At 52.8% G+C, this 25,635-nt stretch carries 27 protein-coding genes; 16 read left to right on the top strand and 11 right to left on the bottom strand.

Translation table 11 applies throughout. From position 1 onward, the window contains the following. The first annotated feature begins 52 nt into the window (after positions 1-52). The 10 genes from SK32_RS18245 (at position 53) to trpS (ending at position 8,853) form a co-directional block, all read left to right on the top strand. The gene (locus tag SK32_RS18245) at positions 53-451 is read left to right on the top strand and encodes a HofO family protein (RefSeq protein WP_231591588.1); all 399 of its coding nucleotides are present in this window, start codon (positions 53-55) and stop codon (positions 449-451) included. Beyond that, the gene (locus tag SK32_RS25135; protein ID WP_075551437.1) at positions 441-845 is read left to right on the top strand and encodes a HofP DNA utilization family protein; all 405 of its coding nucleotides are present in this window, start codon (positions 441-443) and stop codon (positions 843-845) included. Before SK32_RS18245 ends, SK32_RS25135 begins: the two co-directional genes overlap by 11 nt. Beyond that, on the top strand, positions 757-1,995 hold the full coding sequence (gene hofQ, locus SK32_RS18240) for a DNA uptake porin HofQ (protein ID WP_048213546.1): 1,239 nt from the start codon (positions 757-759) through the stop codon (positions 1,993-1,995). Before SK32_RS25135 ends, hofQ begins: the two co-directional genes overlap by 89 nt. Positions 1,996-2,399: 404 nt before the next feature. Beyond that, the gene (gene aroK, locus SK32_RS18235; protein WP_003023552.1) at positions 2,400-2,921 is read left to right on the top strand and encodes a shikimate kinase AroK; all 522 of its coding nucleotides are present in this window, start codon (positions 2,400-2,402) and stop codon (positions 2,919-2,921) included. A gap of 57 nt (positions 2,922-2,978) precedes the next feature. Further along, positions 2,979-4,067 (top strand): 3-dehydroquinate synthase, encoded by a 1,089-nt coding sequence (gene aroB / locus SK32_RS18230; RefSeq protein ID WP_048213545.1) that lies wholly within the window; start codon positions 2,979-2,981, stop codon positions 4,065-4,067. A 96-nt stretch (positions 4,068-4,163) separates the two neighbouring features. Beyond that, positions 4,164-5,456: a cell division protein DamX gene (damX, locus tag SK32_RS18225; RefSeq protein ID WP_048213544.1), complete on the top strand. Its 1,293-nt coding sequence runs from the start codon at positions 4,164-4,166 to the stop codon at positions 5,454-5,456. A 117-nt stretch (positions 5,457-5,573) separates the two neighbouring features. Beyond that, positions 5,574-6,410, top strand: coding sequence for an adenine-specific DNA-methyltransferase (gene dam / locus SK32_RS18220; protein ID WP_048213543.1), 837 nt, complete (start codon positions 5,574-5,576; stop codon positions 6,408-6,410). A 17-nt stretch (positions 6,411-6,427) separates the two neighbouring features. Beyond that, a complete protein-coding gene (gene rpe / locus SK32_RS18215) occupies positions 6,428-7,105 on the top strand; it encodes a ribulose-phosphate 3-epimerase (protein WP_040231743.1) in 678 nt (225 codons plus the stop codon). Further along, positions 7,098-7,856 carry a phosphoglycolate phosphatase gene (gene gph, locus SK32_RS18210; protein WP_048213542.1) on the top strand — a complete coding sequence of 253 codons (759 nt, stop codon included), beginning with the start codon at positions 7,098-7,100 and terminating at the stop codon, positions 7,854-7,856. Before rpe ends, gph begins: the two co-directional genes overlap by 8 nt. Then, a complete protein-coding gene (trpS, locus tag SK32_RS18205; RefSeq protein WP_048213541.1) occupies positions 7,849-8,853 on the top strand; it encodes a tryptophan--tRNA ligase in 1,005 nt (334 codons plus the stop codon). Before gph ends, trpS begins: the two co-directional genes overlap by 8 nt. 70 nt (positions 8,854-8,923) lie before the next feature. Here trpS and SK32_RS25125 read toward each other — a convergent pair whose 3' ends face one another. The 6 genes from SK32_RS25125 to tsgA all read right to left on the bottom strand — a co-directional run bounded on the left by SK32_RS25125 (position 8,924) and on the right by tsgA (position 16,141). After that, a complete protein-coding gene (locus SK32_RS25125; protein WP_048213798.1) occupies positions 8,924-9,091 on the bottom strand; it encodes a YhfL family protein in 168 nt (55 codons plus the stop codon). Positions 9,092-9,347: 256 nt separating this feature from the next. After that, positions 9,348-10,721 (bottom strand): siroheme synthase CysG, encoded by a 1,374-nt coding sequence (gene cysG / locus SK32_RS18195; RefSeq protein WP_048213540.1) that lies wholly within the window; start codon positions 10,719-10,721, stop codon positions 9,348-9,350. Between the two features lie 15 nt (positions 10,722-10,736). Then, complete coding sequence (gene nirC, locus SK32_RS18190; protein WP_005121658.1) at positions 10,737-11,546, bottom strand: nitrite transporter NirC; 810 nt, start codon at positions 11,544-11,546, stop codon at positions 10,737-10,739. A 275-nt stretch (positions 11,547-11,821) separates the two neighbouring features. Next, positions 11,822-12,148 (bottom strand): nitrite reductase small subunit NirD, encoded by a 327-nt coding sequence (nirD, locus tag SK32_RS18185; RefSeq protein ID WP_005121659.1) that lies wholly within the window; start codon positions 12,146-12,148, stop codon positions 11,822-11,824. Continuing rightward, positions 12,145-14,688 (bottom strand): NADPH-nitrite reductase large subunit, encoded by a 2,544-nt coding sequence (nirB, locus tag SK32_RS18180; protein ID WP_048213539.1) that lies wholly within the window; start codon positions 14,686-14,688, stop codon positions 12,145-12,147. The genes nirD and nirB overlap by 4 nt, the downstream gene beginning before the upstream one ends. 271 nt (positions 14,689-14,959) lie before the next feature. Further along, on the bottom strand, positions 14,960-16,141 hold the full coding sequence (gene tsgA, locus SK32_RS18175) for an MFS transporter TsgA (protein ID WP_048213538.1): 1,182 nt from the start codon (positions 16,139-16,141) through the stop codon (positions 14,960-14,962). 264 nt (positions 16,142-16,405) lie between these two features. Here tsgA and ppiA point away from each other — a divergent pair, with 264 nt between their 5' ends. From ppiA to argD, 5 genes are all read left to right on the top strand, one after another. Continuing rightward, entirely contained in the window at positions 16,406-16,978 is a 573-nt protein-coding gene (gene ppiA / locus SK32_RS18170; RefSeq protein ID WP_003023595.1) for a peptidylprolyl isomerase A, read from the top strand. 106 nt (positions 16,979-17,084) lie between these two features. Continuing rightward, positions 17,085-17,252 carry a YhfG family protein gene (locus SK32_RS25115; protein WP_071887396.1) on the top strand — a complete coding sequence of 56 codons (168 nt, stop codon included), beginning with the start codon at positions 17,085-17,087 and terminating at the stop codon, positions 17,250-17,252. After that, positions 17,242-17,844, top strand: a complete 603-nt coding sequence (locus SK32_RS18165; RefSeq protein WP_048213537.1) for a putative adenosine monophosphate-protein transferase Fic — start codon at positions 17,242-17,244, stop codon at positions 17,842-17,844. The genes SK32_RS25115 and SK32_RS18165 overlap by 11 nt, the downstream gene beginning before the upstream one ends. Before the next feature lie 31 nt (positions 17,845-17,875). After that, entirely contained in the window at positions 17,876-18,439 is a 564-nt protein-coding gene (pabA, locus tag SK32_RS18160; RefSeq protein ID WP_048213536.1) for an aminodeoxychorismate synthase component 2, read from the top strand. 85 nt (positions 18,440-18,524) lie between these two features. Beyond that, positions 18,525-19,742: a bifunctional acetylornithine/succinyldiaminopimelate transaminase gene (argD, locus tag SK32_RS18155; protein WP_048213535.1), complete on the top strand. Its 1,218-nt coding sequence runs from the start codon at positions 18,525-18,527 to the stop codon at positions 19,740-19,742. A gap of 91 nt (positions 19,743-19,833) precedes the next feature. On the opposite strand, the gene SK32_RS18150 is transcribed toward argD, so the two are convergent. Beyond that, positions 19,834-21,921, bottom strand: coding sequence for a YccS/YhfK family putative transporter (locus tag SK32_RS18150; RefSeq protein ID WP_048213797.1), 2,088 nt, complete (start codon positions 21,919-21,921; stop codon positions 19,834-19,836). A 51-nt stretch (positions 21,922-21,972) separates the two neighbouring features. After that, complete coding sequence (gene crp, locus SK32_RS18145) at positions 21,973-22,605, bottom strand: cAMP-activated global transcriptional regulator CRP (protein ID WP_000242758.1); 633 nt, start codon at positions 22,603-22,605, stop codon at positions 21,973-21,975. A 306-nt stretch (positions 22,606-22,911) separates the two neighbouring features. Here crp and SK32_RS18140 point away from each other — a divergent pair, with 306 nt between their 5' ends. Beyond that, a complete protein-coding gene (locus SK32_RS18140; protein WP_043018552.1) occupies positions 22,912-23,316 on the top strand; it encodes an OsmC family protein in 405 nt (134 codons plus the stop codon). Positions 23,317-23,414: 98 nt separating this feature from the next. Here SK32_RS18140 and SK32_RS18135 read toward each other — a convergent pair whose 3' ends face one another. The 3 genes from SK32_RS18135 to SK32_RS18125 are packed head-to-tail and all read right to left on the bottom strand — an operon-like array spanning position 23,415 to position 25,575. Further along, complete coding sequence (locus SK32_RS18135; RefSeq protein WP_048213534.1) at positions 23,415-24,284, bottom strand: phosphoribulokinase; 870 nt, start codon at positions 24,282-24,284, stop codon at positions 23,415-23,417. A gap of 53 nt (positions 24,285-24,337) precedes the next feature. Continuing rightward, entirely contained in the window at positions 24,338-24,556 is a 219-nt protein-coding gene (locus tag SK32_RS18130; protein ID WP_048213533.1) for a YheU family protein, read from the bottom strand. Then, complete coding sequence (locus SK32_RS18125) at positions 24,553-25,575, bottom strand: hydrolase (RefSeq protein ID WP_048213532.1); 1,023 nt, start codon at positions 25,573-25,575, stop codon at positions 24,553-24,555. Before SK32_RS18125 ends, SK32_RS18130 begins: the two co-directional genes overlap by 4 nt. Positions 25,576-25,635: the final 60 nt, after the last annotated feature.

Genomic DNA, 25,635 nt, shown 5'->3' with positions numbered 1-25,635 from the left:
TGGCTGGTTAGCGCAGACGCCGCGGTTTCGACTTTTGTGCTGGGGCGGCTGGATGTTGGTTCTGATCGCGGCTGCGCTGTTGTGCCTTTATCCTGTAGAGCAACAACGGAAAGTGCAGCAGGCAGCATTAGTCCGTCAACGCGTGGCGATTCAAGATCAATGGCGCAATCTGTATCTGCTGGCGTCATCGGTTGAACAACCCTTTTCTCCCTCTGAAGCGAGGCCGGTTCCTTTTTCCCCATTGGTATATCAAAGCTCTCTTACACGTCTGATCCACTGGCAGCCCTCCGTACGGGGAGGCGAACTGGCGCTGAAAACTGCGTGGGATGCAGTCCCACACGTGTTTGCCCTACTGGCGGAACAGGGAATGAGTACGAGTCAGTTTTCTCTTAGTGCAGAAGATGCTGATGTGTTGTTGACGATACACCTGGAGCGTCTGAATGATGACTAAGCGCTGGCTGTTCGCGTGTTTTAGCGTGCTGTTGTTGACCGGCATGCGCAATCCCTTTCAGCCGCCAGAGGATCTCTGCCGGATGGCTGAGTTGTCGGCATGGCGTTATCAGGGGGCGGTGATCCAGGGAGGACGCTCAATTGGTTTTATGCAGGATGGTCAACACAAATGGCGGAGGGTCGAGCAGCGAGATGTTCTGAATGGCATCTGGAGGGTATCTCAGGTGACAGCCCAAAGCGTAACTATCGACACAGGGAATGATTGTGAGCCATCACGGTGGCAGTGGCAACGACAAGGAGAGGCGAATGAAGCGGTGGATAGTCATCGTGCTGATGACCGTAATACCCAGCGTGCTGGCTGGGAAAGCACAAAACGTGACGCTGGTGGTCGATGATGTGCCCGTTGTACAGGTGCTGCAGGCGCTGGCGGTGCAGGAGAAGAAAAATCTGGTGGTGTCACCGGATGTTAGCGGTGTGCTGTCATTGCATCTGACGAATGTGCCCTGGAAACAGGCATTGCAGACAGTTGTGAAAAGCGCCGGGCTGGTATTACGCCAGGAGGGTAATATTCTGCATGTGCATTCTGTTCAATGGCAGAGTGAAAATGCGGCCCGCCAGGAAAACGAGCAGGCACGGATTCAGGCCAGCTTGCCGCTGGAACATCGCAGCATCATTTTGCACTATGCCGATGCATCCGAGTTGGCCAAAGCCGGTGAAAAACTGCTGAGTACTAAAGGAAGTATAACGGTCGATAAACGTACCAACCGCTTACTGCTGCGAGACAATTCTGTTGCGCTAAACACACTGGAACAGTGGGTGGCGCAAATGGACTTGCCCGTTGAACAGGTCGAGCTGGCGGCGCATATCGTCACGATTAATGAAAAAAGTTTGCGTGAGCTGGGGGTTAAGTGGTCGCTGGCAGATGCACAATTGCCAGGGGCGGTGGGGAATGTCACCACGCTTGCCAGCGACCTTTCTGTGTCTACTGCAACATCGCGGGTGGGATTTAATATTGGCCGCATTAATGGTCGTTTGCTGGAGCTTGAGTTGTCCGCATTGGAGCAAAAACAGCAGCTCGACATCATTGCCAGTCCTCGATTACTGGCTTCTCATCTGCAACCTGCCAGTATTAAGCAGGGCAGTGAAATCCCGTATCAGGTCTCCAGCGGTGAAAGCGGCGCGACTTCCGTCGAATTTAAGGAAGCGATGCTGGGGATGGAGGTAACGCCGACCGTGCTGCAGAAAGGGCGGATCAGACTGAAACTGCATATTAGCCAGAATGTCCCCGGGCAGGTGCTACAGCAAGCGGATGGCGAAGTGCTGGCCATCGATAAGCAGGAAATTGAAACCCTGGTGGAGGTTAAGAGCGGCGAAACGATCGCGTTGGGCGGGATTTTTTCACATAAAAATAAATCAGCAGCTGACAGTGTGCCGTTACTCGGCGACATTCCGTTGCTCGGCCATTTTTTTCGTCATGATGGTAAAGAAGATGAGCGGCGTGAGTTAGTGGTTTTTATCACGCCCAGACTGGTCCCAACAGAATAACTTATGCATGAAAACCCGTTGTTTTCGCGCTGAACACGTTTCTGGGATTTGACGTGCGGGTGTATTTAGCATACAAGGAGTACCGATTTGAGCGTCGGTACTTTTCTTTACTTATGCAGCAGTGAATACGCTTCGCCTTTCCGGTGGTGTGTCATAGGCTTATTTGGCGTCATTTGGCTACACGATACGTCATCAGGTCAGATGTTTGCAGGGTAGCATGCCTGCCACGACCAGAAATGCGTAAGGTTTGGTGATTTATTCAGTTGCCAAACCCGCTTGAGTATTGAGATAATTTTCAGTCTGACTCTCGCAATATCTTATGAGGTTTCAGTTCATGTCCTGCTGCGCTGGGTGTCTGCGAAGCGGGTTTACCATTAACGAATAGTCTTAGTAGTACCGAAAAAATGGCAGAGAAACGCAATATCTTTCTGGTTGGGCCTATGGGTGCCGGAAAAAGCACTATTGGGCGCCAGTTAGCTCAACAACTCAATATGGAATTTTACGATTCTGATCAAGAGATTGAGAAACGAACCGGAGCTGATGTGGGCTGGGTCTTCGATGTAGAAGGTGAAGACGGCTTCCGTGATCGCGAAGAAAAAGTCATCAACGAGTTGACGGAAAAACAGGGTATTGTGCTGGCAACTGGCGGTGGCTCTGTAAAATCACGTGAAACACGTAACCGTCTTTCCGCGCGTGGCGTCGTGGTCTATCTTGAAACGACAATTGAAAAACAACTTGCACGTACTCAACGTGACAAGAAACGCCCGCTGCTGCAGGTAGAATCGCCGCCGCGTGAAGTTCTGGAAGCATTGGCCGACGAACGCAACCCTCTGTATGAAGAGATTGCCGACGTGACCATTCGCACCGACGATCAGAGCGCGAAAGTCGTAGCAAACCAGATTATTCATATGCTGGAAAGCAACTAATTCTGGCTGAATACACACTCGTCTGCGGGTACAAGTAACTAAGGTGGATGTCGCGTAATGGAGAGGATTACAGTCACTCTCGGGGAACGTAGTTACCCTATCACCATCGCGGCTGGTTTGTTTGATGAGCCAGCTTCATTCTTACCGCTGAAATCGGGCGATCAGGTTATGTTGGTGACCAACGAAACCCTGGCTCCCCTTTATCTCGATAAGGTTCGCGGCGTACTTGAACAGGCGGGTGTTAACGTTGATAGCGTTATCCTTCCCGATGGCGAGCAGTATAAAAGTCTGGCGGTGCTGGATACGGTCTTCACTGCGTTACTGCAAAAACCGCATGGTCGCGATACCACGCTGGTCGCACTTGGCGGCGGCGTGATTGGCGATCTTACCGGTTTTGCAGCAGCCAGCTATCAGCGTGGTGTTCGTTTTATTCAAGTCCCGACAACGCTGTTGTCGCAGGTTGACTCCTCCGTAGGCGGTAAAACCGCCGTAAACCATCCCCTCGGTAAAAACATGATTGGCGCGTTTTACCAACCTGCTTCCGTGGTGGTGGATCTCGACTGTCTGAAAACGCTTCCTGCGCGTGAATTGGCATCGGGCCTGGCGGAAGTGATCAAATACGGCATCATCCTTGACGGTGAATTTTTTAGCTGGCTGGAAGACAATCTGGATGCGTTGTTGCGTCTGGATGGTCCGGCAATGGCGTACTGTATTCGCCGTTGTTGTGAGCTGAAAGCAGAAGTTGTCGCAGCGGACGAGCGCGAAATGGGCTTACGTGCTTTACTGAATCTGGGACACACGTTTGGCCATGCTATCGAAGCTGAAATGGGTTATGGCAATTGGTTACATGGTGAAGCCGTCGCAGCAGGTATGGTAATGGCTGCCCGCACGTCAGAACGTTTGGGCCAGTTTACCTCCGCTGAAACGCAGCGCATTATTACGCTGTTGCAGCGCGCAGGTTTACCGGTGAATGGGCCGCGTGAAATGTCTACACAGGCTTATTTGCCGCACATGCTGCGAGATAAAAAAGTGTTGGCGGGAGAGATTCGTTTAGTGCTTCCGCAGGCGATAGGGAAGAGTGAAGTGCGCGGCGGAGTGTCGCACGAGGTGGTTCTTAACGCGATTGCTGATTGCCAGCAGGCGTAACAACAAGAAAGGTCAGGCTTGCGTTGTAAAGCGTAAGTCTTTTAGCTTCAGGTTATGTGCAAAGTCGTAAGCATTAACCTTTGAGTGGGGTGTTAAATGGATGAATTCAAACCAGAAGACGAGCTGAAACCCGATCCCAGCGATCGTCGTACTGGTCGTTCTCGTCAATCGTCTGAACGCGATAATGAGCCGCAAATCAATTTTGATGATGTTGATCTGGATGCCGACGATCGCCGTCCTGCGCGGGCACGTAAAGAGCGTGATGAAGAGCAGGACATTGAAGAAGACTATGAATCTGATGACGATGTTGTGGATGAAGAACGTGTAGAACGTCGCCCACGCAAGCGTAAAAAAGCGGTCAGTAAACCAGCCTCCCGTCAGTACATTATGATGGGTGTGGGTGTTCTGGTACTTCTGCTGCTGATTGTCGGTATCGGTTCTGCGCTGAAGGCCCCCTCATCTTCCTCTTCCAGTGAGCAGGCTGCGTCTGGTGAGAAGAGCATCGATCTTTCTGGCAGCAATGCGACGGATCAGGCGAACACCACAATGCCTGCGACGGGTGCTGAGCAGACCGCTGGCAATACGCAGCAGGATGTTTCTCTGCCGCCGATTTCCTCTACCCCGACTCAAGGCCAGGCACCTGCCACAGCGGAAGGTCAGCAGCGCGTCGAAGTTCAGGGCGATCTGAACAATGCACTGACGCAGCCGCAAGGTCAGGCACAGGTTAACAACGTCGTAGTCAACTCTACGCTGCCAACTGAACCTGCTACCGTAGCACCAGTTCGCAATGGCAATGCAGGGCGTCAGACTGCGAAGACTGAGCCAGCAGAACGTACTGCAGTTGCACATCAGGAACGCAAACAGGCTGTTATTGAGCCGAAGAGCAAGCCGCAGACCACGGTAAAAGCGACGCCGACAGAGCCAAAACCTGTTGCTCAGGCTACACCAACCGCAACTGCGCCGACGACCACAACCAAAGCGCCGGTGGTAGCTGCTACGCCGAAAGCGACTGTTGAGCCGAAAGCAACCGCGACGACGCCAGCCCAGACTGCAACACCTGCACCAACGACAGCAACACCGGTTGCGGGTGGTGCGAAAAGTGCAGGGAACGTTGGCGCGTTAAAATCAGCGCCATCCAGTCACTACACGCTGCAGCTCAGCAGTTCCTCTAACTACGACAACCTGAATGGTTGGGCGAAGAAAGAGAACCTGAAGAACTACGTGGTGTACCAGACGACGCGTAACGGTCAACCGTGGTATGTTCTGGTGACGGGCGTGTATGCGTCTAAAGAAGATGCAAAACGTGCAGTGTCTACGTTACCCGCCGACATTCAGGCGAAAAACCCGTGGGCAAAACCGCTGCACCAGGTTCAGGCCGATTTGAAGTAAGATAGGATATGTTCTGCAATGGTTTGCTGTTTCGCCCAATTGCGGGACAAAGACTAAAGCGCAGGATGCTGTCGGAGCTTTCTCCACAGCCGGAGAAGGTGTAATTAGTTAGTCAGCATGAAAAAAAATCGCGCTTTTTTGAAATGGGCAGGGGGGAAATATCCCCTGCTTGATGACATCAAACGGCATTTACCTCAGGGTGAATGCCTGATTGAACCCTTCGTGGGTGCCGGGTCGGTGTTTCTCAACACCGACTTTTCTCGTTATATTCTTGCCGATATCAACAGCGACCTTATCAGTCTCTATAACATCGTGAAGACGCGTACCGATGAGTATGTGCAGGCTTCACGTGAGCTGTTTATGCCTGAAACGAATCAGGCTGAGGTGTACTACCAGTTCCGGGAAGAATTTAATGCCTGCCAGGACCCGTTCCGACGTGCAGTGCTGTTCTTATATCTCAACCGTTTTGGCTATAACGGGTTATGCCGTTATAACCTGCGTGGTGAGTTTAACGTCCCCTTTGGTCGTTATAAAAAACCTTACTTCCCGGAAGCCGAGTTGTACCATTTTGCTGAAAAAGCGCAAAATGCAGAGTTCCATTGCCTCTCCTATGAAGAGTGCATGGATCGCGCGGATAGCAACTCTGTGGTCTACTGTGACCCGCCATATGCACCGCTCTCGGCGACGGCAAATTTCACCGCGTATCATACCAACAGCTTTAGCCCGAAAGAACAGGCGCATCTGGCCGAGATGGCAGAAAAGCTGGTCAGTAAGCAGATCCCGGTGTTAATTTCGAATCATGACACGCCGGATACCCGCGAATGGTATCGAGCGGCGAAACATTTTCAGGTCAAAGTGCGGCGCAGTATAAGCAGCAACGGCGGCACACGTAAAAAGGTGAACGAACTGCTGGCACTATACAAACCAGGAGTCGCAACGCCTGCGAAAAAATAATTCTCAAGGAGAAGCGGATGAAACAGTATTTGATTGCCCCTTCAATTCTGTCGGCTGATTTTGCCCGCCTGGGTGAGGACACCGCGAAAGCACTGACCGCGGGTGCTGATGTCGTTCACTTCGACGTCATGGACAACCACTACGTGCCGAACCTGACCATCGGCCCGATGGTACTGAAATCGCTGCGTAAATATGGCATCACCGCTCCGATTGATGTTCATCTGATGGTGAAGCCCGTTGATCGTATTGTCCCGGACTTCGCCGCCGCTGGCGCCAGCATTATTACGTTTCACCCGGAAGCCTCCGAACACGTCGATCGCACTTTACAGCTGATCAAAGAGCATGGCTGTAAAGCGGGGCTGGTGTTCAACCCGGCAACACCGCTGAGTTATCTGGACTACGTCATGGATAAGCTCGACGTGATCCTGCTGATGTCCGTTAACCCAGGCTTTGGTGGACAGTCCTTTATCCCGCAAACGCTGGATAAGCTGCGCGAAGTGCGCCGTCGCATTGATGAATCTGGCTATGACATCCGTCTGGAAGTGGACGGCGGCGTTAAGGTGAACAACATTGGCGAAATCGCGGCTGCCGGTGCGGATATGTTTGTCGCAGGCTCTGCTATTTTCGACCAACCAGACTACAAAAAAGTCATTGATGAAATGCGTAATGAACTGGCGAAGGTAAGTCATGGATAAATTTCAGGACATTCGGGGCGTAGCATTTGACCTCGACGGTACGCTGGTTGACAGTGCGCCGGGATTAGCCGCAGCGGTGGATATGGCGCTGTATGCGCTGGAACTGCCGGTAGCCGGTGAAGAACGCGTTATCACCTGGATTGGCAATGGCGCAGACGTACTGATGGAGCGCGCGCTGGCGTGGTCTCGTCAGGAGCGCGCGACCTTACGCAAAACGATGGGTAAACCGCCCGTTGATGATGATATTCCCGCCGAGGAACAGGTGCGTATTTTGCGCAAGCTGTTCGACAGATACTACGGCGATGTCGCAGAAGAGGGGACATTCCTGTTCCCTGATGTTGCCGACACGCTGGGCGCGCTGCATGCGAAAGGATTGCCGCTGGGTCTGGTGACCAACAAACCGACCCCGTTTGTCGCGCCATTACTCGAAGCATTAGATATCGCCAAATATTTTAGCGTGGTCATCGGTGGTGATGACGTACAGAACAAAAAACCGCATCCGGATCCGCTGCTGCTGGTGGCAAGCAAGCTTGGCATCAAGCCTGAGCAAATGCTCTTCGTAGGGGATTCACGCAATGATATTCAGGCGGCAAAAGCTGCTGGCTGTCCGTCCGTTGGCCTGACCTATGGCTACAACTACGGCGAGTCGATCGCGCTGAGCCAGCCCGACGTTATTTACGACCGTATTAATGAACTACTGCCCGCTCTCGGGCTTCCGCATAGCGAAAATCAGGAATCAAAAAATGACTAAGCCCATCGTTTTTAGTGGCGCACAGCCCTCAGGTGAATTGACCATTGGCAACTATATGGGTGCGCTGCGTCAGTGGGTGAGCATGCAGGATGACTACCATTGCATCTACTGCATCGTTGACCAACATGCTATCACCGTTCGTCAGGACGCTCAGCAGTTGCGTAAAGCAACGCTGGATACGCTGGCGCTGTACCTGGCATGCGGTATCGATCCTGAAAAAAGCACCATTTTCGTCCAGTCTCATGTGCCGGAACACGCACAGTTAGGTTGGGCGCTGAACTGCTACACCTATTTCGGTGAGCTGAGCCGTATGACCCAGTTCAAAGATAAATCCGCACGCTATGCGGAGAACATCAACGCCGGGCTGTTTGATTACCCGGTGCTGATGGCGGCGGATATTCTGTTGTATCAGACCAACCAGGTACCGGTTGGCGAAGATCAGAAACAGCATCTGGAACTGAGCCGTGATATCGCTCAACGCTTTAACGCCCTGTACGGCGATATCTTTAAAGTGCCTGAGCCGTTTATTCCGAAATCCGGTGCGCGCGTAATGTCGCTGCTGGAGCCGACGAAGAAAATGTCCAAGTCGGATGACAACCGCAATAACGTGATCGGCTTGCTGGAAGATCCGAAATCAGTGGTTAAGAAAATCAAACGCGCGATGACCGACTCGGAAGAGCCGCCGGTTGTGCGCTACGACGTGCAGAATAAAGCGGGTGTTTCCAACCTGCTGGATATCCTCTCTGCCGTTACTGGCCAGAGCATTCCTGAGCTGGAACAGCACTTTGAAGGCAAAATGTATGGTCATCTGAAAGGTGAAGTCGCAGAAGCTGTCTCCGGCATGCTGACGGAGCTTCAGGAGCGCTATCACCGTTTCCGTAACGATGAAGCTTTCCTGCAGAAAGTGATGAAAGACGGTGCGGAAAAAGCCAGCGCGCGTGCCTCTGTTACGCTGAAAGCCGTGTATGAGGCTATTGGCTTTGTTGCCAAGCCGTAATACTTTTTGCATTGCTGAAAAAACCGGGAATTTCCCGGTTTTTTTGTATCTGCGCAAAGAGATTTATTGATTATTCAGCCACTGCGCCGCAACCGCCAATCATTTTAGAAATTGAAATTGCCGGGTGCAGCAGGTAATCATACGAGCAGGTTTTATTACGGTTTTCAATATGACCCGTACAAGCGGTCAACGTCGTCAGAATCCCTGCCACAAGGGCAATTTTTGCAATCTTAAGCATAACGAAATCTTTGTAGATATAACCATTTATATATATGAAAAAAATGGAAAAAATCCATTTTCCGCCGGTGAAAATATCAAGTAATGGAACAGGGAGGTAGTCCAGATAAGGACTACTCAAAGACAAGGAAATATGCTTTGAAAAACAGGTGAGAAATAAAAACGGCAGTCAGGAAAGAGATTCCAGGACTGCCGTTTGTGTTAATTAGCGGAACGATTTCAGAACGGTATACCGTTGGTTATTTCGCTGATGTGAATCAATGGTTCGAGAACCAGTTCAGCTTATCGCGTAATCCCACTACACGACCCACGATAATCAGCGCCGGGCTTTCAACCTGTTTTGCCAGTTCACCGAGCTGTGTCAGCACACCGCTGACGACGCGCTGTGTTACGGCAGTACCATTCTCAACCAGGGCAACCGGCATATCGGCTTGCATACCAAACTCGATGAGTTTTTCCTGAATCGTTGCCGCCTGATTCAGTCCCATATAGAACACCAACGTTTGTTTCTCTGCTGCCAGGTTCTCCCAGTCCAGCTCACCGCCTGTTTTCAGGTGCCCGGTGACCAGGCGTACGCTCTGCGCATAATCGCGATGAGTCAGTGGGATACCGGAATAAGCAGAACAGCCAGAAGCCGCTGTAATGCCTGGCACGACAGAGAATGGAATACCGGCATGACACAGGGTTTCCAGCTCTTCGCCACCGCGGCCAAAGATGAACGGGTCACCGCCTTTCAGTCGCACTACGCGTTTACCTTGTTGCGCTTCACGCAGCAGGATCTGGTTGATCTCTTCCTGCGGAACGCAGTGATAACCCGCACGTTTGCCTACGAACACACGATCTGCATCGCGGCGTACGAGGTTCATGATGTCGTCAGAAACCAGACGGTCATATACCACAACATCAGCTTGCTGGATCTGCTGTAGCCCTTTCAGCGTCAGCAGCCCGGCATCACCAGGACCGGCACCTACCAATACCACTTCACCCCGGTGATCCAGCGGTTCGCTGAGCAACTGCTCGGTGGTTTCTTCTACGGCTTGCTGGTCGTTGTTCGCCAGTGACTGCGCCAGGCGGTCGTTAACGAACAATTTTTCCCAGAAGCGGCGACGTTCACCCATGCTGGCAAACTGTTTTTTCACGCGGGAGCGCAGTTGTCCGGCATATTGTGCGACCTGGCCCAGATGCTGCGGCAACACGGATTCGAGTCTTTCACGCAGCAGGCGGGCAAGAACAGGGGATGTACCGCCTGAGGAGACCGCCACCATCAGCGGAGAGCGGTCGATAATGGAGGGCATGATAAAACTGGCCGCTTTTGGCGCATCGACCACGTTACAGAAAATACGGCGTGTCTCTGCGGCATTGCTGACGCTAAGATTAACGGCATCGTCGTCAGTAGCGGCGATAGCCAGCCAGCAAGAGTCGAGCAGGGCTTCATCGAATGGCCCCTCAACCAGCGTCAGCATGCCTTCATTTGCCCATACGGTGAACTGCGGAATAAACGCCAGCGCATTAACCGTTAAACGGGCGCCAGCTTCCAGCAGTAACCGCGCTTTGCGTTCTGCGACATCACCACCGCCGACGATCAAGCAGTCGCGGTCACGTAGTTGACAAAATATAGGCAAATGGTCCACGACATTACCCCTTAATTAATTATTGGCAGCAGCCTCTGGCTGGTTGATTTTTGCCGGAGCCGGACGCTCCGATTTTGGCGTAGCATACCAATAACCCAATCCCATGAATACGACACCGGACAAAGTATTACCGAGTGTCACCCACAGAAGGTTATGACCAATTCCGGACAGGGTATAAGCTTCGCTGTGATGACCGAACCAGGAAAGGGCAAACAGCGTCATGTTGGCCACCGAGTGCTCGTAGCCTGAAGCGATAAACGCCAGCAGACACCACCAGATAGCGAGGAATTTTGCCGCGCCTTCGGTGCGGATTGCCATCCAGATTGCCAGACAAACCAACCAGTTACATAGCGCGCCTTTAAAGAACAGCACTGTTGCAGGTGCGGTAGTTTTCGCCAGCGCGACCGTATGCACTATGCTGGTATCGACCGGCAGCAGACTGCCGCCTCCCCAGCTATAAAGCAGGGCGACAAACACGGATCCGACCAGATTTCCCAGCCAGGTTTGCGGCAGGATAGCCCACATTTGGCCGTGGCTGATGGTGCCCGCTTTGACGCCAAGCGTCAGGAACATGGTGTGACCGGTAAACAGTTCTGAACCGGCAATAATCACCAGCGTCAATGCAATACCAAAGGTTGCACCCATCACCAGCGGACGTACGGACGGGTCAAGCAAATTACCGAGAGTGAAAATAAGAATGATGCCGAGACCAACGTAGGCCCCCGCCATTGCCGAACTGACCCAGAACCCGAGTGGGTTATTTGCCGACAGGCGTGCGATGCGCGCAGCGTTAGCCGCACACTTATTGATAGTGTCTGTGAACATGTGTTGATTATCCTTTTCTCACTTCATCCTTTGCACTGCGTCTTTGTTGGCTACTGAGTTACTCGTCTCGTCCTGAGACTCGCCCTTACGGGCCGTCGCTGTGCGACGTTCAAATCTGTTCCTGACAGATTTGTCGCTCACCCCAGTCACATAGTGAACTATGCTCCTGGGGGTTTGCTCAGTTGCCGCCGCGATGCAGCACAAATGATTTTGTGATAACAATTACAATGAAAAAAATACAAAAAAGGGGAGGCGTTGCGCCTCCCAAAAATTAATTAACCGCGCAGTTGTACCGTGCCGTCTTTCACTCGCGCTTCGTAATGTTTCACGGAGAATTGTTCGTCTTCCATGCACAGCCCATCGCTTAAACGAAAGCGTTGTTTCTTCAGCGGACTGGCGACCCACAATTCGCCCTGATGTTCAGCAATCAACCCACGCGACAGTACGCTGGACTCAAAGAATGGGTCGATATTGCTGATCGCAAACACCTGATCGCTGTGATACGGGCGGAAAATAGCAACCTGCTCAGTACCTAACAGGGCGCAGACGCCTGTTGCAGGCAGAATGTCATCGATTTTGCAGATGTTTTTCCACTGGCTCATGCGTTTTCCTCCACCAGAGTCACCGGGATACGCTCATAAGGCGTAGCCGGACGATGTTGTTCGCGCTCAGGTACAACCTGAACATTCGGATCACGTTGATCGCTGTTGATAAAGTGTTTAAAGCGAACCTGTGCGGATGGGGTGTTAACCGTTTCTGTCCACTCACACACTACCGCTTCACGCAGACGAGCCATCTCTTCTTCCAGGTGCTGGTTCAACCCCAGTTTGTCGTCGATGATGACTGATTGCAGATACTCGATGCCGCCTTCCAGGTTATCTAACCACGGTGCGGTACGGGTCAGTTTGTCGGCAGTACGGATGTAGAACATCATGAAACGGTCAAGGTACTTGAGCAGCGTTTCACGATCGACATCGGCCGCCAGCAGGTCTGCATGACGCGGTTTCATCCCGCCGTTACCGCAAACGTACAGGTTCCAGCCTTTCTCAGTGGCGATGATACCCACGTCTTTGCCCTGAGCTTCCGCACATTCGCGGGTACAACCGGAGACGCCGAATTTCATTTTGTGCGGGGTACGAATGCCTTTGTAGCGATTTTCCAGCTCCACGCCGAAACCGACGCTATCGCCGACGCCGTAACGGCACCAGGTGCTACCTACGCAGGTTTTCGCCATACGCAGCGCTTTGGCATACGCGTGACCGGTTTCAAAACCGGCTTCAATCAGCTGACGCCAGATTTCCGGCAGGTCATCTTTCTGCGCGCCGAACAGGCCGATACGCTGAGAACCGGTAATTTTGGTGTACAGGTTAAATTCGCGCGCGATACGACCGACAGCTACCAGGCCTTCCGGGGTAATTTCACCGCCCGCAGAGCGCGGGATCACGGAGTAGGTACCGTCTTTTTGGATATTGGCCAGGAAGTTGTCGTTGGTATCCTGCAGCGGCGTGTGCTGTGGTTTGAGGATGTACTCATTCCAGCAGGACGCCAGCAGGGAACCGACGGTAGGTTTGCACACTTCACAGCCGTAACCTTTACCGTGTTTAGCCAGCAACTCTTCGAAAGTTTTAATGCCTTCTACGCGGATCAGGTGGAACAGTTCCTGACGTGAATACGGGAAGTGTTCACACAGGTTGTTATTCACTTCGATACCCTGTTTCGCCAGTTCGGCGTTCAGGACCTGCGTTACCAGCGGGATACAACCGCCGCAGCCGGTACCGGCTTTGGTTTCGGCTTTCAGCGCCGCAACGGTGTGACAACCTTTGTTGATAGCGGCAATCAGCATGCCTTTGGTGACGTCAAAACAGGAACAAATCTGCGCGCTGTCCGGCAGTTTATCCACGCCGATAGACGGCTTACCGCTGCCCGCGTGTGCTGGCAGAATCAGTGAGTCCGGGTTTTCTGGCAGTTCGATGGCGTTCAGCACCAGCTGTAGCAGGTTGCCGTAATCGCTGGTATCACCGACCAGAACCGCACCCAGCAGGGTTTTGTTATCTTCACTAACGATGAGGCGTTTGTAGACTTCTTTGCTTTCGTCGAGGTAAACATAGCTACGCGCTCCCGGTGTACGACCGTGCGCATCGCCAATCCCGCCGACATCCACGCCGAGCAGCTTCAGCTTGGCGCTCAGGTCCGCGCCTTCAAAAGCGTTTTCGGTTTCGAGAATATGGTCAACGGCAACCTGTGCCATTTTGTAGCCCGGGGCCACCAGACCATACACGCGGTTGTTCCAACTGGCGCATTCGCCAATCGCATAGATATCCGGGTCAGAGGTCTGGCAAGAATCGTTGATCACGATCCCGCCGCGCGGCGCGACGTCCAGGCCGCACTGAGTTGCCAGTTTGTCGCGTGGACGAATACCGGTAGAGAAGACGATGAAATCAACTTCCAGTTCGCTACCGTCGGCAAAACGCATGGTTTTGCGCGCTTCGGTGCCTTCCTGGACGATCTCTTTGGTGTTTTTGCTGGTGTGCACACGCACGCCCATGCTTTCAATTTTACGACGTAACTGCTCGCCACCCATATGATCCAGCTGTTCAGCCATCAGCATCGGGGCGAATTCAATGACGTGAGTTTCAACGCCGAGGTTTTTCAGGGCACCAGCGGCTTCCAGACCCAGCAGGCCGCCACCGACAACGGCGCCGCGTTTGCTACGGCGCGCGCAAGATTCAATGGCGTTGAGGTCTTCAATGGTACGGTAAACGAAGCAGTCCTGGGTTTCCGAACCTTTAATCGGTGGGATCCACGGGTAAGAGCCCGTCGCCATGATCAGCTTATCGTAATAGACCGTACGACCTGCGCTGGAGTGGATTACCTTCTCCTGGCGGTTGATGGTAATTGCGCGTTCGCCCACTAACACCTTAACGCCGTGCTTCTCATAGAATCCTTCACGCACCAGAGAAAGCTCTTCGGCGGTGTGGTGGGAGAAGTAGGAAGACAGGTGTACACGGTCGTACGCTTTGCGGGGTTCTTCACAGAAGACGGTAATATCAAAATTGGCAGCGTCGGATTTATCAAGAAGATCCTCAATAAAGCGATGGCCGACCATACCATTACCGATAATAGCGAGTCTGACTTTGCTCATTTTTGCCTCGATTTCTTTTCTATTACTGCCTACCTTAACGATTCAGCAACCGCACTTATTGATACAAATCAAATTCGGCCTTATATACTCCTTAAGGGGTATATGACTGATTTAACTGCATTTTTATAAGTTACGGAATTAACTGGCTTTTCGTGTTTGTATAAAAAGCGCACAATTTAAGGGGTTTTTGTAAGAATTGGCCTACATGACCAGTGAAAGGAAGAGGGCGCGAGAGTGTGCCGGATAGCACAGATACCATCCGGCAGTGAGATTAATGCGTGGCTGGCGCGTTATGCTGGCGATGACGCGTGACGAACCCAAGAATAAAGCACATCACGAATACGACGGCATACAAACCGTTCGCCGTCTGCAATGCCGCCAGCGGGCCGCTGTGCGCCACAATAGGACCGGTGACCACGAAGGTGAGCATAGTACCGATGGTGCCGCAGGTCAGAACGAAGTTAACCAGTTTTGGTGAGGCGACCTTCGTCTGCTGTGAGCCGAGGGTAATAATGGTGGTATAAATCGCGCTGGAGAAGAAGCCCAGCGTCAGAATGAACCACGGCATATGTTCCGGCGTGCCGGTGATGAACAGATACATCAGAACGGTGGCCAGACCTGCCAGTACGGTCAGGATGCGCTGCAGATCGAAGAATCGCAGGATAAAACTAAACGCCCACATGCCAACCATGTAAGACATCCAGAAGTCGCTGACCAGTTTACCCGCATCGTTCAGGCTCATGCCCAGGCTTTTAGCGTATTCCGGTACCCAGGAGATAAAGCCCAACTGACCGAGGATGTAGCACAGCGCGGCGATCGCCAGGAACAGCACGCCAATACCCCATTTTTCTTTCACTACCGGGGCGTCCGGTTGCTGCGCGTGTTTACCCAGCGCCGGGAATTCGCAGCCAAAGGTCAGCAGGAAAATGGCGACGTAGACCAGGCCGATGCAGGCATAGACCCAATACCATTCGATGCTGCGCGCTAACAGATACGCTGCCACCATCGGGAAAATCATCCCCGCCATGCTGAAGAAGGAGTCAGTAAACAGCAGGCGGGAACCGCGCTGGCGACCTTCGTACATCTGGGTCACCAGGAATGTACCAATCGACATGGTGATACCACTCACCACACCCAGCACAAACATGGCCGCAGAGAACAAGGCCAGGCTGTGGCTGAGCATCAGTCCGGCGACCGCCAGGACCATCAGGATGAAGCCAAAACGCAATTGCGTTTTCAGCGGCACGATTTCCATCAGCCAGGCATTCAGAAAAATAGAGATCAGGATACCTGCATTCAGGAAGGTGAAAGTGTTACTCATACTGGAAACGGGCAAATGGAAATAGTCTGCGATGTTTCCCATCACCATCCCGGTGACAATGACCAACGCACCTGTTAGGGCGTAGGAGAGAAAGCTAATCCATGTGAGCTTAATGCGATTGCTGTTAGTCATGACTGGCCTGTATAGAAGTGTAAGGCGCATTAACGGCGCCGTGAGCGGGCAGATTTTAGGCGTTTTAGTGATGTATTTAAATGTTTTTTGGTAATTACTGAGCCTGTTACATTTTTGTATGTGATCGTTATCACATAGACATTTACGGCTATGAGGTTACATTTGTTTCAAGTACGTAAAATTAGGTAAAGGGATGGCCTTGTTCATGAAGGCTCTTTAGAATCAATCCACTTGCTTCATTTCTGCTCTTGTTAAGGAATTCTCATGCTCAAATCGACTCTGGCGGCTGTTGCAGCTGTTCTCGCTCTTTCTGCTCTCTCTCCCGCAGCGCTGGCAGCGAAAGGGGATCCGCATGTCCTGCTGACAACTTCTGCCGGTAACATTGAGCTGGAGCTGAACAGTCAGAAAGCCCCGGTTTCAGTGCAAAACTTTGTCGATTATGTCAACAGCGGTTTCTATAACAACACCACGTTTCATCGTGTGATCCCAGGATTTATGGTGCAGGGTGGTGGTTTTACCGAGCAGATGCAGCAGAAGAAACCTAACCCGCCAATCAAGAATGAAGCCGATAACGGACTGCGTAACACCCGTGGCACGATTGCTATGGCGCGCACTGCGGATAAAGACAGCGCGACCAGCCAGTTCTTTATCAACATTGCGGACAATGCATTCCTCGATCACGGCCAGCGTGATTTTGGCTACGCTGTCTTTGGTAAAGTTGTGAAAGGTATGGATGTCGCGGATAAGATCTCTCAGGTTCAGACCCACGATGTCGGTCCTTACCAGAATGTTCCGTCAAAACCGATTGTTATCCTTTCAGCCAAAGTCCTGCCGTAATCGTATTTTGCGCGGGCAGCGCTTGCCCGCGTTCTCTCCCTTCTCTGCGTAACCCGAAATTGCTGCTTATACTTGTGGCAAGTGTCGGCTCATTCAGGGAGGTCACGTGAAAAAACTCACCGATAAACAAAAGTCCAGGATCTGGGAACAACGGCGAAATGCCAATTTCCAGGCAAGCCGGCGACTGGAAGGCGTGGATATTCCACGGGTTACTCTGAGCGCTGAAGACGCCCTGGCGCGTCTTGAAGAATTGCGGAGGCACTATGAGCGATAAATTCGGTGATGGACGTGACCCCTATTTGTATCCGGGCCTGAATGTCATGCGTAACCGGCTGGGGGTTCATCAGGCGCAGCGTCTGGCGCAGGCAGCTTATGAGTTGACGGCGCTGCGCGCGGCAACTATCGAATTGGGCCCGCTTAAACGGGGTTTGCCGCATCTGTGTGCTATTCATCGCCAACTCTATCAGGATATTTTTGACTGGGCGGGACATCTGCGAGAAGTCGATATCTACCAGGGCGATACCCGCTTTTGCCATTTCGCTTATATCGAGAAAGAGGGCAATGCGCTGATGCAGGACCTGGAAGACGAGTCCTGGCTGGTGGGGTTGTCGCAAGAAAAGTTTGTCGACCGCCTCGCACACTACTACTGTGAAATTAATGTGCTGCACCCGTTTCGCATCGGCAGTGGTCTGGCGCAGCGTATTTTCTTCGAACAGTTGGCGATTCATGCCGGGTATATACTCAACTGGGAGGGCATCCAGGTTGAGGAGTGGAACCTGGCAAATCAAAGCGGTGCCATGGGGGACCTGTCCGCACTGCAGGCGATATTTCGTAAAGTGGTAAGCGAAGCCCTGGAAACTGAGTAGAATAGCGCGGTTCTTCTGTACCGGAGCCGCCATGATCCTGCTTATCGATAACTACGATTCTTTTACCTGGAACCTGTATCAATACTTCTGCGAACTGGGCGCAGATGTCCTTGTCAGGCGCAACGACGCGCTGACGCTGGCGCAAATTGATGCGCTGAATCCGCAGAAAATAGTGATTTCCCCGGGACCCTGTACGCCGGATGACGCCGGTATTTCGCTGGAGGTTATTCGCTATTTCGCAGGGAAGATCCCTCTGCTGGGTGTTTGTCTGGGCCATCAGGCGATGGCGCAGGCCTTTGGCGCGACCGTGGTGCGGGCAGCGAAAGTGATGCATGGTAAAACGTCGCCGATTACGCATAACGGGCAGGGCGTTTTTCAGGGGCTCGCCAATCCATTAACGGTAACGCGCTACCATTCTCTGGTGGTCGCACCTGAGACGTTGCCTGAGTGCTTTGAGGTGACCGCCTGGAGTGAAACGCAGGAGATCATGGGTATTCGCCACCGGGAGTGGGATATGGAAGGGGTGCAGTTTCACCCGGAGAGTATTCTCAGCGAACAGGGGCATCAGCTGCTGGCTAATTTCCTCAACCAGTGATTTGTGGTTGCTATTCAGTGATTTTTTATTCATATTTTGTGATTATAATTTCACTAGCATTTCTGCTTAACAGGGTGGTAATGACATGGCAACTGAACAAACTGCAATTACACGCGCGACATTCGATGAAGTGATTCTGCCGATTTATGCACCGGCTGAGTTTATCCCGGTAAAAGGGAAAGGGAGTCGAGTATGGGATCAACAGGGTAAAGAGTACGTTGATTTCGCGGGTGGTATTGCAGTTACCGCGTTAGGGCATTGCCATCCGGCGCTGGTTGAGGCGTTAAAAACTCAGGGCGAAACCCTGTGGCATACCAGCAATGTTTTTACCAACGAACCGGCGTTGCGCTTAGGCCGTAAAATCATTGATGCAACCTTCGCCGAACGCGTACTGTTCATGAACTCCGGTACCGAAGCTAACGAAACCGCCTTTAAGCTGGCGCGCCACTATGCCTGCGTGCGCCATAGCCCGTTCAAAACCAAGATTATTGCCTTCCATAACGCGTTTCACGGTCGTTCGCTGTTTACCGTATCCGTCGGCGGGCAGCCGAAATACTCCGACGGCTTTGGACCCAAACCGGCGGATATCATCCATGTACCGTTTAACGATCTGCATGCGGTCAAAGCGGTGATGGACGATCATACCTGTGCGGTGGTGATCGAACCTATTCAGGGCGAGGGTGGCGTTACTGCGGCAACGCCGGCATTCCTGCAAGGTTTGCGTGAACTTTGTGATCAGCACCAGGCATTGTTGGTATTTGATGAAGTACAGAGCGGAATGGGGCGTACCGGCTCACTGTTTGCCTATATGCACTACGGCGTGACGCCGGATATCCTGACCAGCGCCAAGGCGCTCGGCGGCGGTTTCCCGGTGAGCGCGGTGCTGACCACCCAGGAGATTGCCTCCGCGTTCCACGTGGGTTCACACGGCTCCACATACGGCGGTAACCCGCTGGCCTGCGCGGTTGCGGGAGCTGCGTTTGATATCATCAACACGCCGGAAGTGCTGGAAGGTATTCAGGCCAAACGCCAGGCGTTTGTTCAGCATTTGCAGAAAATTGACCAGCAGTTTGACATTTTCAGCGACATTCGCGGTATGGGACTGCTGATCGGCGCCGAACTGAAGCCGCAGTTTAAAGGCCGGGCGCGTGATTTCTTGTACGCCGCGGCGAATGAAGGCGTGATGGTACTGAATGCCGGGCCGGACGTGATGCGTTTTGCACCGTCGCTGGTGGTGGAGCAGGCTGATATTGATGAAGGGATGCAGCGCTTCGCGCAGGCCGTGGCGAAAGTGGTGGGTTGATTGCCGGATGGCGGCGCGAGCGCCTTATCCGGCCTACAGGGTAAGGTGTGATTCGTAGGCCGGATAAGCGTAGCGCATCCGGCAGTCGATCTTAACCCTTCATATCCCGCAACCGGCGGCTCAGCCAGATCCCGTGGTGCGGTCGCTGACGCCATGCTACCGACGAAATGGTATGCATGGTGTTCAGATGCCCCAAAACCCGCTGCAGATGCTGCTCAAGGGTGCTTAAAGGCCCATGGGACAGCATCTCTGGCGCCTCAAGAATATTCACATCGCCGGAGCTTCCGGGTCCGTCATATTCCAGCCGCTGCTGACAGCGCTGGATCGCAATTTCACAGGACTCCAGATATCGCTGCGCCAAATCCGGCGTCAGCATCGTATGTTCCCTTGCCAGCGTAGTCATTGCGTTGATGTGTTCGACGATGAACTGACTATGCGTAACCCACAGTTTCATGTCCGCCAGATAGTGCGAGTTGAACCCAGGCTCCTGCATCGCCTGGTTAAGTGAGTTGAACAGCGTGTTATGCGCCTGGTTGACCCGCATGCGTTGATACGCCAGCGGTGTGGCCTGGGGATCGTTGCTCAGGATCAGGCGAATAGCCTCCTGATCGGCTTCTAACGCATCGTGGGCGTTTTTACGCAGTAAACCGCTCTGCCACTGCGGCCACAGCCAGAGCATTCCGCCAAAGGCGATCAGGCAGCCAGTGACCGTATCGATAAACCGCGGCACGATAAACTGTTCCCCGTTCAGCGTCAGCAGTTGCAGGGTATATACCGCAGTGACCGTAAAGCCGACGGTAGCCCAGCCGTAGTTTTTGCGGATGGTCAGATAACTCACAAGGGTTATCAGCAGCATGCCTGCCAGCGTGTAACCTTCCTGAATATGAAAGTGCAGTGTGACGCCGGCGATCACCAGGCCGACGAGCGTCCCTACTGAACGGTGTAAAATACGTACCCGGGTCGCCCCATAGCCATTTTGCGTGACGAACAGGATTGTCATCAAAATCCAGTAGGGTTTTGGCAGGTGTAAGGCGCTGCCCATCAGGCTGGCAATGCTCAACATGACGCTGATGCGTCCGGCATTGCGCAGCGCCGGGGATTTCAACGACAGATAGCTTTTCAGGGCAGGGATCAGCGGCAGTCGACGCTGCTTGTCAGCCATTAAATCCCGGGCATACAGTGGTCGCTGGGTGCGTAGCACACGGGCAATACGGCTGAAGTGCCAGTAGCAAAATTGACCCACCGGATTGTCCGGATGCTGGTTGGCGATTTTCTCCAGCGTGCCAATTTGTTTATCCATTGAAAAACGCGTCGGCAAACGGTGATACAAAATGTCATCGGCCAGAACGCGAAGGCGTTCGGCGACGGTGCGCGCATTCCAGCGAATCACCTGTTCGGCGTGGCTGCGTTCGACCAGCTTTTGCACCTCTTCCGGCTGGTGGAGGCTGACGGAAATATGTTCCTGTAAATCGAGCGCCTCCTGAAAGGCACGTAGCAGGCGTTTATAATCGTTGTTGCGATGCGCCGACAGCATATGCATTTGCTGATAGCACTGGGTAATCAAATCCACCGCTTTTTGTTGGCGCACTAGCAGGGGAGGAAGCGCTTTTTCGGGATCGGCATGTTGGGTCAGCAGGCTGTACTTGGCCTCACAGTAATCGGCTAATTCGCGGTACAACAAGCTGAGCGACTCACGCAGCGGCTGCTCGCGCCACATCCAGAACCAGAACCAGTTGAACAGGCCGTACCACAATGTGCCCAGCGCGTAGATTAGCAGCGGCTCCCAGACGGGCATGTTACCTGCCAGACTGAGTGTGAAAATTGCCGCGATAAGCGAGGCAGGTAGTAGTCGCGCATGCAGAGGGCCTAATTCTGCGGTTACACCAAGAATCAGCGTCAGGCCGGTGAGGATCAGCGGCAGCGGTATATCTTTTGCCAGCAGTAACTGCATGATCAGACTGCATCCGGCAAACAAAGACGCGCCAATCACTAAGCGTTTGAAAAAGCGCTTATGCGGGGTATCAAGACCGGCAATATTGCAGCAGGCAGGGACGAGGGAGAATAAGAGCCCCAGATGAAGTTGACCAATGATAAGGCCGACAGCCACAGGTAAACATAGCACCAGCGTCTGTCGTAGTGCGTAGTTGATCTCGGGGTGATAAATCAGTCTTCGCCACATCGGAGCAAACAAAAATGGCGCATTACTACGTAACACGCCATGTCGATGGGATTAACGCGTGCCGTAGACGACGATGGTCTTACCATGCGCGGAGATCAGATTCTGATCTTCCAGCATTTTCAGGATACGACCAACGGTTTCACGGGAACAGCCAACGATCTGGCCAATTTCCTGGCGGGTAATTTTAATCTGCATGCCGTCCGGGTGAGTCATTGCGTCAGGCTGTTTCGCCAGATTCAGCAGAGTCTGGGCGATACGACCAGTTACGTCGAGGAAGGCAAGGTTGCCTACTTTTTCAGACGTTACCTGCAGACGACGAGCCATCTGAGAAGACAGACGCATCAGAATATCTGGGTTGACCTGGATTAATTGGCGAAATTTTTTGTAGGAAATTTCAGCGACTTCACATGCGGTTTTGGCACGTACCCAGGCGCTACGTTCCTGGCCTTCTTCGAAGAGGCCTAATTCACCAATAAAATCGCCCTGATTCAGATAAGAGAGGATCATTTCTTTCCCTTCTTCATCTTTGATCAGCACTGCCACTGAGCCTTTAACGATGTAATACAACGTTTCCGCTTTTTCACCCTGGTGAATCAGCGTGCTCTTCGATGGGTACTTATGAATATGGCAATGAGACAAGAACCATTCGAGAGTCGGGTCTGTTTGCGGTTTGCCAAGCACCATGCGCGGTTATCCTCTGTTATAAGCTGTCTCCAGAGCCAAAAAACAACCTGTCTCTGGGTTTGCAAAAATGTGCTTCCCGCTACCTGGGAAGGGGGCTGTCAATACGTGCGACGGCCTGTAATGTGATGTCCTCTGCATACATGCAGTACGTCAATGTATTACTGTAGCATCCTGACTGTTTTAGCATAGCTTTCGCCGTGTGTCTCCTGGTGTCTCGCTTCAGCATGACGCAGGTCGCCTTCCATTGCGAGAATTGTTATGTACGCGTAATCTGTCAGGAAAATTGAAACATTGGAGTTACGAAATATGCAAGCGCGTGTAAAGTGGGTTGAGGGGTTAACCTTCCTCGGTGAGTCCGCCTCAGGCCACCAAATTTTGATGGACGGTAACTCTGGTGATAAAGCGCCGAGCCCGATGGAAATGGTCTTAATGGCTGCGGGCGGTTGCAGCGCAATTGATGTGGTGTCGATCCTGCAAAAGGGGCGTCAGGATGTGACCAACTGCGAAGTGAAGCTGACCTCCGAGCGTCGTGATGAAGCGCCGCGCCTGTTCACCCATATCAACCTGCATTTCATTGTAACGGGTAACGACCTGAAAGATGCGTCTGTGTCTCGCGCAGTTGACCTCTCGGCGGAGAAGTATTGTTCCGTAGCGCTGATGCTGGAAAAGGCGGTGAACATTACCCATTCTTATGAAGTCGTTGCCGCGTAATTGCTGATGCCGGATGGCGGCGTTGCCTTATCCGGCCTACAGGATGATGTTGAGTCGTAGGCCGGATAAGCGAAGCGCCATCCGGCGCTTTCCACATCTCACTCTATCTTTTTACCTTCCATCAGTCGCTGGACCAGCGGTAGCATAATCAATTCCATCGCCAGACCCATCTTGCCGCCCGGCACGACCAACGTATTGATATGCGAAATGAATGAGCCCTGCAGCATGGCCAGTAGCCAGGGATAATCGATGCCTTCCAGATTACGAAAATGAATCACGACAAAGCTTTCATCCAGTGACGGAATGCTCCTGGCGGCAAAGGGATTAGAGGTATCGACGGTCGGTACGCGTTGGAAGTTAATATGCGTGCGGGAAAACTGTGGTGTGATGTAATTGATGTAATCGTCCATTGAGCGCACCACCGAGTCCATCACCGCTTCACGTGAATGCCCGCGTTCGCTGGTATCGCGGGTCAGCTTCTGGATCCACTCCAGGTTTACGATCGGCACCACGCCAACCAGCAGATCGACATGCCGGGCCACGTTTTGCTGTGGGGTGACAACGCCACCGTGAAGTCCCTCATAGAACAGGACATCCGTCGGTTCAGGCAGCGGCTGCCAGGGCGTAAATGTCCCCGGAACCTGATTCCACGGTACGGCCTCATCGTAGGTGTGCAGATATTTACGCGACTGACCTTTGCCCGTCTGGCCGTATTCAATGAAGGTTTGCTCCAGCAGACCGAAGTCGTTAGCTTCGGGGCCGAAATAGCTGATATGCCGCCCGGCATCGCGTGCTTTGCGAATCGCCATGTCCATTTCCGGACGGGTATAGCGATGAAAACTGTCACCTTCCACCTCGGCGGCGCGCAGATTTAACTGCGCGAAAATTTTACGAAACGCAAGGCTGGTGGTGGTGGTCCCCGCGCCGCTGGATCCTGTTACCGCAATCACCGGATGTTTGGCAGACATAACAACTCCATGAAATTGTTGTAATTATAGTAAAGTCGGCCGGCGGCTACGGGTTACTCGTGAATCTGCTTCCTCGGCATAATGTTGACCGTTTCATGCAGTTCGGACCACACCAGCATGGCCTCACCTGATTGTAGTTGGCGTTTGACGTCGGCGACTTTTTGTTCGAGCGAGCGTTCATGTTCACCATAATCGGTGCCTTCGCGCAAGACAAAGCTTTCAATCAGATTGTCCAGCGCGTCCGGGGAGATGTCTTGCCAGGGGATGATCATGATGACGCCTCCAGATACGTTGTCAGCCAGTCCGGGATTCTGGATTCCAGCCACATCTCCGGATGGCGTATCGTACCGCCAATGAATCCGACATGGCCGCCGTGTTCGGTGAGTTGATATTCCACCTGTGAGGGCAGATTTTCCGGTTCAGGGATCACATGACTATCCATAAACGGATCGTCCTTGGCATGAATAATCAGCGTGGGTTTGGCTATCTGATTAAGCAGCGGCATGGCGCTACACTGACGGTAATAGTCTATCGCATCGGCGAAACCGTGAATTTTGGCGGTGATCAGATCGTCAAAATCGCGAATGCGACGCAGAGATTTCAACTGGGCCAGACTCACCGGCAGCGAGCCAGGATAAGCCTCAAGCTTACGCGAGGCATTGGCTTTCAACAGGTTAAGCAGGTAGCGCTGATAGACCTTGGAGAATCCTTTGTCCATATGGTAACTACAGGCTTCCAGCACGAAAGGCGCGGAGACGATAACCGCGGCATCAATGGGGATCGTGTTCCCTTCTTTTGCCAGCAGGCAGGCCAGCATGTTTCCACCGAGCGAATAGCCAACCGCAGCGGTGGGTACACGACCGAACTCACGCTCCAGCCAGTGTAAAAACCAGGTGCCGTCTTCTGTTTCACCGGAGTGATAAATTCGGTTCAGACGATTGGGTTCACCGCTGCAGCCGCGAAAATGCATCACCACGCCCAGCCAGCCGCGCTTTTGTGCTGCTTCAATCAGGCCGTGGGCGTACGGGCTGTTCAGGCTGCCTTCCAGACCGTGAAAAACCACCAGGCGCGGCTTGTGTTTCGCCTGTTGCGGATCTTCGCTCCATGCCAGATCGACAAAGTCACCATCAGGCAATTCCAGACGCTGCCAGTGGGCATCGAACTTCACCTTGCGGCGAATTAAACGCGGCAGCATCGTCTGTAAATGACGGTTACTGATACCGCGCATCGGGCGGAATTCTCGCGAATCGTCGGTAGGTGGGGTCATTTCTGTGGACGTGATTTCAACCATAACACCAGAGCAATTAATAATCGGAAAGAATAACTATACCGTGCGCAGCGCGTGCGGGTT

Source organism: Citrobacter sp. MGH100 (assembly GCF_001034465.1).
Taxonomy (GTDB): Bacteria; Pseudomonadota; Gammaproteobacteria; order Enterobacterales; family Enterobacteriaceae; genus Citrobacter; species Citrobacter youngae.
The sequence above is the reverse complement of the archived record's forward strand: the minus strand, read 5'-3'. Positions and strand labels throughout refer to the sequence as shown.

Bases quoted from the DNA above. Each gene is read 5' to 3' on its own strand.
- pabA (WP_048213536.1), top strand. From the start codon at position 17,876: ATGATCCTGCTTATCGATAACTACGATTCTTTTACCTGGAACCTGTAT.
- nirD (WP_005121659.1), bottom strand. From the start codon at position 12,148: ATGAGCCAGTGGAAAAACATCTGCAAAATCGATGACATTCTGCCTGCA.
- SK32_RS18125 (WP_048213532.1), bottom strand. From the start codon at position 25,575: ATGGTTGAAATCACGTCCACAGAAATGACCCCACCTACCGACGATTCG.
- SK32_RS18130 (WP_048213533.1), bottom strand. From the start codon at position 24,556: ATGATCATCCCCTGGCAAGACATCTCCCCGGACGCGCTGGACAATCTG.
- dam (WP_048213543.1), top strand. From the start codon at position 5,574: ATGAAAAAAAATCGCGCTTTTTTGAAATGGGCAGGGGGGAAATATCCC.
- argD (WP_048213535.1), top strand. From the start codon at position 18,525: ATGGCAACTGAACAAACTGCAATTACACGCGCGACATTCGATGAAGTG.
- gph (WP_048213542.1), top strand. From the start codon at position 7,098: ATGGATAAATTTCAGGACATTCGGGGCGTAGCATTTGACCTCGACGGT.
- SK32_RS18135 (WP_048213534.1), bottom strand. From the start codon at position 24,284: ATGTCTGCCAAACATCCGGTGATTGCGGTAACAGGATCCAGCGGCGCG.
- SK32_RS25125 (WP_048213798.1), bottom strand. From the start codon at position 9,091: ATGCTTAAGATTGCAAAAATTGCCCTTGTGGCAGGGATTCTGACGACG.
- trpS (WP_048213541.1), top strand. From the start codon at position 7,849: ATGACTAAGCCCATCGTTTTTAGTGGCGCACAGCCCTCAGGTGAATTG.
- nirB (WP_048213539.1), bottom strand. From the start codon at position 14,688: ATGAGCAAAGTCAGACTCGCTATTATCGGTAATGGTATGGTCGGCCAT.
- SK32_RS25135 (WP_075551437.1), top strand. From the start codon at position 441: ATGATGACTAAGCGCTGGCTGTTCGCGTGTTTTAGCGTGCTGTTGTTG.
- hofQ (WP_048213546.1), top strand. From the start codon at position 757: ATGAAGCGGTGGATAGTCATCGTGCTGATGACCGTAATACCCAGCGTG.
- nirC (WP_005121658.1), bottom strand. From the start codon at position 11,546: ATGTTCACAGACACTATCAATAAGTGTGCGGCTAACGCTGCGCGCATC.
- aroK (WP_003023552.1), top strand. From the start codon at position 2,400: ATGGCAGAGAAACGCAATATCTTTCTGGTTGGGCCTATGGGTGCCGGA.
- rpe (WP_040231743.1), top strand. From the start codon at position 6,428: ATGAAACAGTATTTGATTGCCCCTTCAATTCTGTCGGCTGATTTTGCC.
- damX (WP_048213544.1), top strand. From the start codon at position 4,164: ATGGATGAATTCAAACCAGAAGACGAGCTGAAACCCGATCCCAGCGAT.
- SK32_RS18245 (WP_231591588.1), top strand. From the start codon at position 53: ATGTTGGTTCTGATCGCGGCTGCGCTGTTGTGCCTTTATCCTGTAGAG.
- aroB (WP_048213545.1), top strand. From the start codon at position 2,979: ATGGAGAGGATTACAGTCACTCTCGGGGAACGTAGTTACCCTATCACC.
- tsgA (WP_048213538.1), bottom strand. From the start codon at position 16,141: ATGACTAACAGCAATCGCATTAAGCTCACATGGATTAGCTTTCTCTCC.
- ppiA (WP_003023595.1), top strand. From the start codon at position 16,406: ATGCTCAAATCGACTCTGGCGGCTGTTGCAGCTGTTCTCGCTCTTTCT.
- SK32_RS18150 (WP_048213797.1), bottom strand. From the start codon at position 21,921: ATGTGGCGAAGACTGATTTATCACCCCGAGATCAACTACGCACTACGA.
- SK32_RS18140 (WP_043018552.1), top strand. From the start codon at position 22,912: ATGCAAGCGCGTGTAAAGTGGGTTGAGGGGTTAACCTTCCTCGGTGAG.
- crp (WP_000242758.1), bottom strand. From the start codon at position 22,605: ATGGTGCTTGGCAAACCGCAAACAGACCCGACTCTCGAATGGTTCTTG.
- SK32_RS18165 (WP_048213537.1), top strand. From the start codon at position 17,242: ATGAGCGATAAATTCGGTGATGGACGTGACCCCTATTTGTATCCGGGC.